Here is an 11578-nt window from a genome sequence, read left to right as displayed (position 1 = left end):
GTTTGCGGCGTCGGTCGCCTACCGAACGAGCATGGATGAAGGAACGAAAACGATGAATATGCGCAGGGTGCGGGTCTGGGATTTTCCCACCCGTCTGTTCCACTGGCTGCTGGCCGTGCTGGTCGTGGCCGCCTACGTCACCGCCGAGGTCGGCGCCAGCCTGATCGAATGGCATGGCCGGGTCGGCATCGCCATCACCGGGCTGCTTGCCTTCCGCCTGGTGTGGGGGGTGATCGGCTCGACCTACGCCCGCTTCGCCGACTTCGTGCCCGGTCCGGCGCACCTGTGGGCGCACCTGCGCGGGCACTGGAGCGGGCTCGGCCACAACCCGCTCGGCGCGCTGTCGGTGCTGGCCTTGCTCGGGGTGATGCTCTACCAGGCCGTCACCGGGCTGTTCTCCAACGACGAGATCGCCTTCTCCGCCCCGCTGCGCGCGCTGGTGAGCAGCGACACCAGCGACTGGCTGTCCGGGCTGCACCGGCAGAACTACTGGGCGATCATCGTGCTGGTCGTGGTGCACGTCTGCGCGGTGCTGTTCTACGCACTGGTCAAGAAGGACAACCTGCTGCGGCCGATGATCACCGGCATGAAGGAGGTCGACGAAGCCGACGCCCAGCCCGCGCAGGGCGGCGGCATGCTCGCCTTCGTGATCGCGCTGGCGATCACTGCGGCGGTGCTCTACCTCGCCACCGGTAGCTTCATCGAACCGCCCCCGCCGCCGCCGCCCGCGGCCTGGTGAGCCCCAGCCCGCGGCGTTCAGAAACGAAAAAGCCACCTCGAAAGCGGTGGCTTTTTTCGCATCTGCATCCGTCGGCCTTGCGGCCGGCGTGGGCGCGTCACTCCATGCGGTACTTGTCGTGACAGGCTTTGCAGGTTTCGCCGGTGGCGCCGAAGGCTTTCTGCACGGCGGCCTTGTCGCCGCTGGCGGCGACCTTGGCGAGGTTGGCGGCGGCGGCGTTGAAGTCGGTGGCGAGCTTGCCGACGTTCTGCATCTGCTGGAAGAACTCCGGCTTGACGCGGGTCTTGAGGTTGCCGATGTCCTTCTCGGTGCCCGGGCCGTAGAGCGCGCCCATGCCCGAGCCGGCGATCGCGGCGATGGCGTTGGCGGCGGCTTCGACCTGCTTGGCGTTGTATTCGCCTTCGAGGTTGGCCTTGATCTTGCCCATGTTCCAGCTCATGAAGCTGTAGCCGGCCTGGCGGAACTTGATCTGGTCCTCGGGCTTGACCTGGGCCGAGGCGGCTGTCGCCAGCGACAGGGCGAGCACGCCGAAAGCGGTGTGGAGAAGGGATTTTTGCATAGTGACCTCGTAGCGTGGGAATGGGACGAGCGAACCGGGCCGGCCTCGCGCAAGCCCGGTTCATTAGGTTTAAATTATATTCTAAAAGGATCGACACCGCCCCGCCACGCCGTGGCGCCGGGGCGGTGGCCGCTTACTCGATGCGCACGGGCACGAAGATGCGCGCTTCGCCGCGCTGCACCAGCACGGCGAAGCGGTTGCCGGCACGCTCGAGGAGGGCGCGCAGTTCGTCCACGGAAGCGAGGACCTGGTTGTTCACCGCGAGGATGATGTCGCCGCGCTGGACGCCGGCACGCGCCGCGGCGCCATCCACCCCTTCGACGACGACGCCGCCGCGCAGCTTGAGCTCGCCGGCTTCCTGCGCGGTCAGCGCGCGCACGCTGAGGCCGAGCTTCGGCCCCAGACTCTCGACCTGGCTCGGCGCTGCGGGGGCGGCGCTGGCGACGGCGCTGTCGGTGCGCAGCTCGTCGAGGGTCGCGACCAGGTCGCGGCTGCGGCCGTTGCGCCAGACTTCCATCCGCACCTCGGTGCCGGGGCGCTTGTCGCCGATCACGCGCGGCAGTTCGGAAGAGTCGGTGATGCGCCGGCCATCGACGCCGAGCACCACATCGCCCGCCTGCAGCCCGGCCTTCTCCGCCGCGCTGCCCGGATCCACGCTCGCCACCAGGGCGCCGCGCGCATCCGGCAGGCCGAAGGACTGGGCGAGATCCTTGTCCACCTCCTGGATGGCGATGCCCAAGCGGCCGCGCTGCACGCGGCCATGGGTGACGAGCTGGTCCTTGACGTTCATCGCGACGTCGATCGGGATCGCGAACGAGATCCCCATGAAGCCGCCCGAGCGCGAATAGATCTGCGAGTTGATGCCGATCACTTCACCGGCGAGGTTGAACAGCGGCCCGCCCGAGTTGCCCGGGTTGATCGCGACGTCGGTCTGAATGAAAGGCACGTAGGTCTCGTCGGGCAGGCGGCGCGCCTTCGCCGAGATGATGCCGGCGGTCACCGTGCTGTCGAAGCCGAAGGGCGAACCCATCGCCACCACCCACTCGCCGACGCGGGCCTGTTCGGCGTTGCCGATCTTCACTGCCGGCAGATCCTTGGCGTCGATCTTGAGCAGGGCGACGTCGGTGCGGCGGTCGATGCCGACCACCGTGGCCTTGAACTCGCGCTTGTCGATCAGGGTCACGGTGACTTCGGAAAGCGTGGCGTCGGCGTTTTCACCGGCGACGACGTGGGCATTGGTCAGCACGTAACCGTCCTTGCTGACGATGAAGCCGGAGCCGATTCCCTGCCGCGCGCGCGGCCCCATGCCGGGCTGGCCGGGCATGCCCGGCACCGGTACGCCGAAGCGGCGCAGGAAATCGTAGAACGGATCGTTGGCGAAGGGGTGCTCGCCCGCCGTGCCCTGCGCCTGGCGCTGGACCACGCTGATGTTCACCACGGCGGGACCGACCTGTTCGACGAGGTCGCCGAAATCGGGCAGTCCGAAGCGGTTCGGCGCCACCATCGAGGACGCCGGCGCGGAAGCCTGGGCGAAGGCGGGCGACAGAAGGCTGCCCTGCGGGAGCGCGACCGCAAGAGCGGCGACCAGGGTACTGACGGCTAGAATTTTTCGCATAGCGGGATTCATCGAAAGTAATGGGGAAAGAGTCGGCCTGCTGGCAATCGACCTGCAGTGGTGGACGCGGGTTCCGCCGTCCTGTTCCCGAAAGACGCCGGCTTTCGGATCAGCGGCGTTCGCGGCGGGTTCAGGCCCGCCTCCGCTCGGTGCGGGAGCATCCGGGTGCGCAGGACGCGGGGCGACGGGGTAACATCCGGAAGCTGCCGGCCTATGGTTCCATAATCCTTCCTGCGTGTCGCCGCCATGACCCTTACCGACCTGCGTTATCTCGTCGCACTCGCCCACGAGCGCCATTTCGGGCGCGCCGCCGAAAAGTGCCACGTCTCCCAGCCCACCTTGTCGGTGGCGATCAAGAAGGTGGAGGACGAACTCGGCATCCAGCTCTTCGAGCGCAGCGCCACCGAAGTCAAGATCACCGAGACCGGGCGGCGCATCGTCGTCCAGGCGGAAAAAGTGCTGATGGAAGCGAGCCAGATCCAGGAGATCGCCGCCGCCGGCAAGGACCCGCTGGCCGGGCCGCTGCGGGTCGGCGTGATCTACACCATCGGCCCCTACCTGCTGCCGCGGCTGATTCCGCGGGTGCACCAGCTCGCGCCGAAAATGCCGCTGATCATCCAGGAAAACTACACCGCGAAACTCGCCGAGGCGCTCAAGCGCGGCGAGCTCGACGTCATCGTCATCAGCCTGCCGTTCGACGAGGCCGGGGTGGTGGCGCAGCCAGTGTACGATGAGCCGTTCCGCGTGCTGATGCCGGCCGAGCACCCGTGGACGCGGGAAGCGCACATCGACCCCGGGCACCTCGCCGAAGACCAGCTGCTGCTGCTCGGTGCCGGCAACTGCTTCCGCGAACAGGTGCTCGAAGTGTGTCCGAGCTGCCGCAACGTCGGCGGCCTGCAGCGCACCCTCGAAGGCAGCTCGCTGGAGACGATCCGCCACATGGTCGCCACCGGGCTCGGGATCACCGTGCTGCCGAGTTCGGCGGCCGACGAGCTGACCGCGCAGAACCCACTGATCGCGGTGCGCCCTTTTTCCGAACCCGAACCTTCGCGGCGGGTGGCGCTGGCCTGGCGGGTCACCTATCCGCGCAGCGGCGCGATCGACGTGCTGCGCACGGCGATCCTCGACAGCGCGCTGCCGGGCGCGCGGCCGGTCGGGCGCGCGCCGGGGCTCGAAGCGCTGGTCAGCGCCTGACCCATAGTCCATGTAGATCGAAGGGATTTTCTCCATCGATTGGATCGATCGATCCGATTGCTTTAGCATCGAAGCATGAGCTTGGCGCTATCCCGCTGCTCCTTCCGATTCCCCTCACCACCGCGCACGGAGAACGACATGAAAATCGACATCGGCATCAACGAACAGGACCGCATCCAGATCGCCGACGGGCTGTCCCGCCTGCTCGCCGACAGCTACACCTTGTACCTGATGACGCACAACTTCCACTGGAACGTCACCGGGCCGATGTTCAACACCCTGCACCTGATGTTCGAGCAGCAGTACACCGAGCTCGCGCTGGCGGTGGATCTGATCGCCGAGCGCATCCGTGCCCTCGGCTGCCCGGCGCCGGGCACTTACCAGGCCTTCGAGAAGCTCACCAGCCTGGCCGAACCCGAAGGCGTGCCCAACGCGCAGGACATGATCCGCCAGCTCGTCCGCGGCCAGGAAGCGGTGATCAAGACCGCGCGCAGCATCGCCCCGGTCGCGGACAAGGCCGCCGACGAGCCGACCCTCGACCTGCTGACCCAGCGCATGCAGGTGCACGAGAAGAACGCCTGGATGCTGCGCAGCCTGCTCGAAGGCTGAGGCGGGAATCCTCCATTGCGAAGCACGAAACGGGCCGCAAGGCCCGTTTCGCATTGGTGCGCCGCCTCATCCGCCGGCATAGCGCAGGCGGGAAGCGGGCCGCGGCGGGCGGGCGATGTGTTCCAGCGGCAGGACGTGGGTCTGCTTGATCTTGTGCAGGGCGATGTCGGTCTTGATGTTGGCGACGCCGGGCAGGCGCAGCAGGTGCTTCATCATCAGCTCGGAAAAGGCGGCCAGATCGGGGGCGACGATGCGCAGCACGTAGTCGGCGCTGCCGCTCACCGAAAAGCATTCGAGCACTTCGGGGAGCGCAGCGACGCCGCTTTCGAAGGCGTCGGGACGCTGGGCGCCATGGCGTTCGAGGGTGACGTGGGCGAAGGCGGTGACGCCGAGGCCGAGCGCGGCCGGATCGAGCAGCGCCGCATAGCCGGCGATGAGACCGGCGTCCTGCAGGCGCTGCAGCCGGCGGCTGACCTGCGAGGCCGACAGGTGCACCTGTTCTCCGAGCACGGCGTTGGTGGCGTCGCCGCTGCGCTGGAGCGCGTCGAGGAGGGCGAGGTCGTGGCGGTCGACCGTGATGGCGTTCATTCTTCACCGTCTCAATGCACGAAACGTGCATATCATCGCACTTCAAGGCGCTAAAAAGCGCACATCGTGCAGGGCATGCGCAGCATAATTTTCCGACCATTCCGGAGGAGACCAGCATGAACCTGACCGAATCCCTGCTCCATGCGCTGAAGTCGCATGGCGCCCGCCAGATCTTCGGCATTCCCGGCGACTTCGCCCTGCCGTACTTCCGCATCATCGAGGAATCGCGGATCCTGCCGCTGTACACCCTATCGCACGAGCCCGCGGTCGGTTTCGCCGCCGACGCCGCGGCGCGCGTCGGCGGCGGGCTGGGGGTGGCGGCGGTCACTTACGGCGCCGGCGCGCTCAACATGGTCAATGCGGTGGCCGCCGCCTACGCCGAAAAATCCCCGCTGGTGGTGCTCTCCGGCGGCCCGGGCAAGGGCGAGTCGCGTTCCGGCCTGCTGCTCCACCACCAGGCCAAGACGCTGGATTCGCAATTCCAGATTTTCCGCGAGATCACCTGCGACCAGGTGCGCCTCGACGATGCCGCGCGCGCGCCGGCCGACATCGCCCGCGTGCTCGCCAGCGCCCGGCGCAACTCGCAGCCGGTGTACATCGAGATTCCGCGCGACATGGTCGCGGTGCCGTGCGCGCCGGTAGCCGCCGAAGCACCGCCGGCGGTCGATGCCGAGGCCCTGGCCACCTGCGTCGACGAGATCCTCGCGCGCCTCGGCCGCGCCCGCGCGCCGGTGCTGATGGCGGGCATCGAAGTGCGCCGCTTCGGCCTCGAGGACAAGGTCGCCGAACTGTCGCGCCGCCTCGGCCTGCCGGTGGTCACCAGCTTCATGAGCCGCGGCCTGCTCGCGGAGCAGGATGCGCCGCTGATGGGCACCTACATGGGCCGCGCCGGCCTGCCCGAAGTGACCCGCCTGGTGGAGGATTCCGACGGTCTGTTCCTGCTCGGGGTGATCGTGTGCGACACCAACTTCGCCGTGTCGGAAAAGCACATCGACCTGCGCAAGACGATCCATGCCTTCGATGGGCGGGTGACGATGAGCTATCACACCTATCCTGCGATTCCCCTCGGCGCCCTGGTCGATGGCCTCCTCGCCCGGGTCCCGGCGCGCGGCGCCGCGGTCGGCGGCCAGCGCCAGGTGTTTCCGCGCGGCCTGGTCGCCGACGACGCCGCGGTCTCGCCGTCCGACATCGCCACCGCGGTCAACGACCTGATGGCCACGCACGGCAAGCTGCCGATCGCGGCCGACGTCGGCGACTGCCTGTTCACCGCGATGGACATCGAGAACACCGCCCTGGTCGCGCCCGGCTACTACGCCACGATGGGCTACGGCGTGCCCGCCGGCTTCGGCGTGCAGGTCGCCACCGGTCAGCGTCCGCTGATCCTGGTCGGCGACGGCGCCTTCCAGATGACCGGCATGGAGCTGGGCAACTGCCGGCGCTATGGCTGGGACCCGATCGTGCTGCTGTTCAACAACGCGAGCTGGGAGATGCTGCGCACGTTCCAGCCCGAATCGGCTTTCAACGACCTCGGCGACTGGGGCTTCGCGCAGATGGCGGCCGGCCTCGGCGGCGACGGTGTGCGCGTCCATACCCGCGCCCAGCTGAAAGCCGCGCTCGACGCCGCGTTCGCCACCCGCGGCCGCTTCCAGCTGATCGAAGTGATGATTCCGCGCGGGGTGCTGTCGGAGACGCTGTCGCGCTTCGTCAACAGCGTCAAGCGCCTGACCGTGGCCAAGCCGGACTGAAGCGGTGTGCCCGGCGGGGCCTGCCCCGCCTGGTGGAGCGGGCGCGCGTTCCGGAAAGGCGGGGGCGGTTTCAGCCCGCCTTGGACGCCGCGGTGCGCTTGCGCGCGGCCGGCTTGGCGGGCGCGGGGGAGTCGCCGGCAGCGTCGGCATCGCCGCCGGCTTTCGCCGCAGCGCTCTTGGCGCCGGCTTTCGGTGCCTTCGCTTCGAACTCGAAGCCGACCTTGCCGTCCTTGCCACGCACCAGGTAGGCGGAGAACTTGCGCCGGGTGCGCGCCGAGACGAAGCCCTTGAGCAGCTCGGTCTTGCCTTCGGCAAGGAGTTTCGCCATCTGCTCGCGTTCGATCGGCTGCTGGAGGATGACTTTGCCGGAGCGGAAATCGCAACTCTTGCCCGGTCCCACGGATTTTTCGCAGACGTAGGCCATGCCGTGCTCGAACACGCGGCCGGCGCACTTCGGGCAGACGCCGACCGGCGCCTGTGCGGAGAAATCCACCGCCTCGGCTTCCTCGCCTTCCTTCGGCTGGCCGAAGTCGAAGGTGGGCTGCTTGTCCTCGTTCAACACGATGTCGGCGTTGAACAGGCGCCCCATCTTGTTGCGGAAGCCGAGCAGCGGGCCGACCTTGCCCGCGCGCAGCAGGGTCTCGATCTCGTCGTACTCGAACTGGCGCCCGGCGACGATTTTCCACGTACTCCAGTCGCAGGCCTGGCAGGCGAACTTCTTGTAGTTCTCCTTCACCGTGCCGCCGCACTTCGGGCACGGCGTCTGCAGGGTGACGAACTCGCCCGGCACGGTGTCGGACTCGTAGCGCTTGGCGCGCTCGACGACTTCGCGCGTCATTTCGGCGATCTCGTTCATGAAGGCTTCGCGGCTGAGCTTGCCATGCTCCATCTGCGCCAGCTTGTATTCCCAGCCGCCGGTCAGTTCCGGCGAAGTCAGCGCGGTGACCCCCAGCCCCTTCAGCAGCGTGATCAGCGAGAACGCCTTCGCGCTCGGGATCAGCTCGCGGCCTTCGCGGTGGATGTACTGCTCGCCGATCAGGCCTTCGATGATCTGCGCCCGCGTCGCCGGGGTGCCGAGGCCGCGCTCGGCCATCGCCGCGCGCAGCTCCTCGTCGTCGACCATCTTGCCCGCGCCTTCCATCGCGGAAAGCAGGGTGGCTTCGTTGAAGCGCGCCGGCGGCTTGGTCTGCAGCGATTTGACCACGATGTCCTCGGTGGCCACGGTCTCGCCCTGCTTCACCGCCACCAGCTGCGGGCCGCCGCCGTCCTTGCCGTCCCCGGGTTTTCCGTCCTTGTCGTCGCTGGCGGCTTCCTTGCCATACACCGCGAGCCAGCCCGGATTGACCAGCACCTTGCCCTCGGTCTTGAAGGCCTCGCCTTCGACGCGGGTGATGCGGGTGGTGATCTGGTACTCGGCCGCGGGGTAGAACACGGCGAGGAAGCGCTTGGTGACGAGGTCGTAGATCTTGTGCTCGGCCTCCGACAGGTTCTTCGGCAGCGCCCCGGTGGGGATGATGGCGAAGTGGTCGGAGATCTTGGCGTTGTTGAAGATGCGCTTGTTCGGCTTCACCCAGCCCTGCTTGGCGATCTCGCCGGCGAAGGGCGCGTACTGGTCGGGGAGGGTGCGCAGCACCTCGCTCACCGTGGCGAGGTAGTCCTCGGGCAGGGCGCGGGCGTCGGTCCGCGGGTAGGTCAGCACCTTGTGCTTCTCGTACAGCGCCTGGGCGAGCTGCAGGGTGACGCGGGCGGAGAAGCCGAAGCGGCCGTTGGCCTCGCGCTGCAGGCTGGTGAGGTCGAACAGCAGCGGCGACAGCTGGGTGGAGGGCTTGGCCTCCTCGGTCACCACGCCCGGCTTGCCCGCGCATTTGGCGCGGATGGCCTCGGCCCGGGCCTGCTCCCACAGGCGGAAGGCGGTGGCGTGCTCGTCGCCTTCGGGGCGCTTGAACTTCTCGTCGAACCAGCGTCCGGGGTACTCACCGGCCGCACAGCCGAAGCGCGCCTCGAGCTCCCAGTAGTCGCGCGACTGGAACTTGCGGATCTTGTCCTCGCGCTCCACCACCATCGCCAGCGTCGGCGTCTGCACGCGGCCCACCGTGGTGAGGTGGAAGCCGCCGGTCTTGGAGTTGAACGCGGTCATCGCCCGGGTGCCGTTGATGCCGATCAGCCAGTCGGACTCGGCGCGGCAGATCGCGGCGTTGCGCAGGCCCTCGACGTCCTGCGCGGCGCGCAGGTGGGCGAAGCCGTCGCGGATCGCTTGCGCGGTCATCGACTGCAGCCACAGGCGCTGCATCGGCTTCTTGGTGCCGGCGTGCTGGGCGATGAAGTTGAAGATCAGCTCGCCCTCGCGGCCCGCGTCACAGGCATTGATCAGGCCGGTGACGTCCTTCCTCTTGATCAGCCGGGTGAGCAGCTTCAAGCGGTCCTCGGTCTTCTCGATCGGCCTCACCGCGAAGTGGGGCGGAATCACCGGCAGGTGGGCGAAAGTCCATTTGCCGCGCTTGACCTCGAATTCCTCGGGCACGGCAAGCTCGAGAAGGTGACCAACGGCCGACGACAGCACGTAGTCGTCGGACTCGTAGTAGTCCTTCTCCTTGGTGAAGCCGCCCAGCGCACGGGCGATGTCCTGTGCGACGGAGGGCTTTTCCGCGATGATCAGTTGCTTGCTCATGCTTTGGCAGGAAGGGGGGGCTGAGCGCCGCTAGGCGCAGGGTTCAGGAAGCGGCCGATGATAAGGACAGCACGCTCGCGCATGCAAGCCGCCCGGGGGATGCGCTCAATGCACGACCGGTTCGTAGTCCCAGTCGTCTTCCTCGGTCAGCAGTTCGTCCACCATCAGGGTGTCGATCGGTTCTTCCTGCTGCCACAGCACCATCAGGACGATCACTTTCAGGCGATTCAGGGTGATGGTGAAGTCGTGCAAGGCCATCGCCCGTTCGATGATCAGTTCGCGGTGAGCGGCACCGAGCACGCCGGCGCTTTCGAGCAGGCTGAGGAAGCCGCGGCAGGAGGCATCGAGCTGGGTCTGTTCCGCTTCGGTGTAGATGCGCACCGAGCCGGCGCTCGGTGCGCACCCCGGATGGACCTCGCGCGCCACCCGGCGCAGGCCGGCGAGCCACTCCAGCGCTTCCGAGATTTCTTCCTGCTCGAAACCGGCCGCCGACAGCTTGCGCGCCAATAGCTCGGATTCGGGGCAAGCGTCGGCGTGGATGTAGCTTTCGAACAGGTATACAAGGATGTCGAACAAAACGGCCTCTTCTGGATTCGGCGGTGCGGGACGCGTGCGGCAAACGCGCCTGCGCGACGACTTCGGCCGTGGCGCAGGCGGTGTTTCGGGACGGGCGGCGCCCGCTTCAGGTGCGTTGCAGGCGGCCACCGGGCAGGCGGGCGAGGCGCCCGTCCAGCTCCAACGGCAGCAGGATGGCGTAGAGGGCATCGACCGTCAAGCCGCAGCGCTGGGCGAGGGTATCGATGTCCACCGGGTCGTGGCCGAGGATCTGGAGCACCCGTGCAGCGTCGTCATCGAGGACGAGCGCGGCCTGCGCCGGGGCGGCGGAGGACGACTCCGGGGTGCCGGCGCCGGCTACGCGGCGTCCGCGGTGGCGGCCGGGAGGGGGCGGAGCTTCCCAGCCGAGGCGGCCGCGCAGTTCCTCGACCACATCCTCGGCGGTTTCCACCAGCTTGGCGCCCTCGCGGATCAGGCGGTGGCAACCGCGCGCCAGCGGCGAGTGGATCGAGCCGGGAATGGCGAACACTTCGCGCCCGCTTTCGGTCGCCAGGCGGGCGGTGATCAGCGAGCCGCTGTTGACCGCCGCTTCCACCACCAGTACGCCGTGGGCGAGTCCGGCGATCAGGCGATTGCGGCGCGGGAAGTTGTGCGGCAGGGGCGGAGTGCCGAGCGGCAGTTCGCTGATGACCGCGCCGGCGGCCGCGATCTCGCGCGCCAGCGCGGCATTCTTCGCCGGATAGATGCGGTCGATGCCGGTCCCGATTACCGCCACCGTGCCCCCGCCTTCCGCGCCGGCGGCGAGCGCGCCGCGGTGGGCGGCGGCGTCGATGCCCAGCGCCAGGCCGCTGACGATGGCGAAACCCTGGGTGGCCAGGGCGCGGGCGAAGGCTTCGGCGTTGGCATCGCCCTGCACGGTCGACGAGCGTGCGCCGACGAGAGCGAGCGCCGGGCGCTGCAGCAGTTCGGGCCGCCCTTTCAGGTACAGCAGCAGCGGCGGATCGGCAATGTCGAGCAGGCTGCGCGGATAAGCGTCGTCGGCCAGGGTCAGCAGCCGATTGCCGCTTTCGGCGGCCCAGGCCAGGCCTTGCTCGATGCGCTCTAGCGGTGGCGGGGCGAGCACGGCCGCCGCCGCCTCGCTGCCGACGACCGCGGCGAGCGCGCTGCGGCTGGCGGCGAAGATGTGCTGCGGCAGGCCGAAGGCGGCAAGCAGGCTGCGCTGGTGGGCGGCGCCCAGGCCGGGCACCGCGCTCAGGCGCAGCCAGTGGGCGAGATCGTCGGTGTCGGTTGCCACGCTGCGCTGCCG

Annotated in this window: 10 protein-coding genes; 4 read left to right on the top strand and 6 right to left on the bottom strand. The window is 68.4% G+C overall.

The window, feature by feature from the left end:
• Positions 1-58: 58 nt before the first annotated feature.
• The gene (locus tag Tharo_RS00325) at positions 59-739 is read left to right on the top strand and encodes a cytochrome b/b6 domain-containing protein (protein ID WP_107222258.1); all 681 of its coding nucleotides are present in this window, start codon (positions 59-61) and stop codon (positions 737-739) included.
• Between the two features lie 97 nt (positions 740-836).
• Here Tharo_RS00325 and Tharo_RS00320 read toward each other — a convergent pair whose 3' ends face one another.
• The gene (locus Tharo_RS00320) at positions 837-1298 is read right to left on the bottom strand and encodes a c-type cytochrome (RefSeq protein WP_107219492.1); all 462 of its coding nucleotides are present in this window, start codon (positions 1296-1298) and stop codon (positions 837-839) included.
• Positions 1299-1431: 133 nt separating this feature from the next.
• A complete protein-coding gene (locus Tharo_RS00315) occupies positions 1432-2913 on the bottom strand; it encodes a DegQ family serine endoprotease (protein WP_107219491.1) in 1482 nt (493 codons plus the stop codon).
• A gap of 246 nt (positions 2914-3159) precedes the next feature.
• Between Tharo_RS00315 and Tharo_RS00310 the strand changes: the two genes are divergently transcribed.
• Positions 3160-4107 carry a hydrogen peroxide-inducible genes activator gene (locus tag Tharo_RS00310; protein WP_107219490.1) on the top strand — a complete coding sequence of 316 codons (948 nt, stop codon included), beginning with the start codon at positions 3160-3162 and terminating at the stop codon, positions 4105-4107.
• A 138-nt stretch (positions 4108-4245) separates the two neighbouring features.
• Positions 4246-4716 carry a Dps family protein gene (locus Tharo_RS00305; protein ID WP_107219489.1) on the top strand — a complete coding sequence of 157 codons (471 nt, stop codon included), beginning with the start codon at positions 4246-4248 and terminating at the stop codon, positions 4714-4716.
• Between the two features lie 66 nt (positions 4717-4782).
• Here Tharo_RS00305 and Tharo_RS00300 read toward each other — a convergent pair whose 3' ends face one another.
• Entirely contained in the window at positions 4783-5304 is a 522-nt protein-coding gene (locus Tharo_RS00300) for an Lrp/AsnC family transcriptional regulator (protein WP_107219488.1), read from the bottom strand.
• 116 nt (positions 5305-5420) lie between these two features.
• On the opposite strand from Tharo_RS00300, the gene ipdC reads away from it, so the two are divergent.
• Positions 5421-7049: an indolepyruvate/phenylpyruvate decarboxylase gene (gene ipdC / locus Tharo_RS00295; RefSeq protein ID WP_107219487.1), complete on the top strand. Its 1629-nt coding sequence runs from the start codon at positions 5421-5423 to the stop codon at positions 7047-7049.
• Between the two features lie 70 nt (positions 7050-7119).
• Here the strand turns inward: ipdC and Tharo_RS00290 are convergent, their stop codons facing one another.
• The 3 genes from Tharo_RS00290 to dprA form a co-directional block, all read right to left on the bottom strand.
• Positions 7120-9717: a DNA topoisomerase III gene (locus Tharo_RS00290; RefSeq protein ID WP_107219486.1), complete on the bottom strand. Its 2598-nt coding sequence runs from the start codon at positions 9715-9717 to the stop codon at positions 7120-7122.
• Between the two features lie 105 nt (positions 9718-9822).
• Positions 9823-10293, bottom strand: coding sequence for a Smg family protein (locus Tharo_RS00285; RefSeq protein WP_107219485.1), 471 nt, complete (start codon positions 10291-10293; stop codon positions 9823-9825).
• 106 nt (positions 10294-10399) lie between these two features.
• Positions 10400-11566 carry a DNA-processing protein DprA gene (dprA, locus tag Tharo_RS00280; protein ID WP_107219484.1) on the bottom strand — a complete coding sequence of 389 codons (1167 nt, stop codon included), beginning with the start codon at positions 11564-11566 and terminating at the stop codon, positions 10400-10402.
• Between the last annotated feature and the right edge of the window lie 12 nt (positions 11567-11578).

It is taken from the genome of Thauera aromatica K172, from assembly GCF_003030465.1.
GTDB classification, from domain to species: Bacteria; Pseudomonadota; Gammaproteobacteria; order Burkholderiales; family Rhodocyclaceae; genus Thauera; species Thauera aromatica.
Note: the sequence above shows the minus strand (reverse complement) of the source record. Positions and strands in the feature narration are given on the sequence as shown.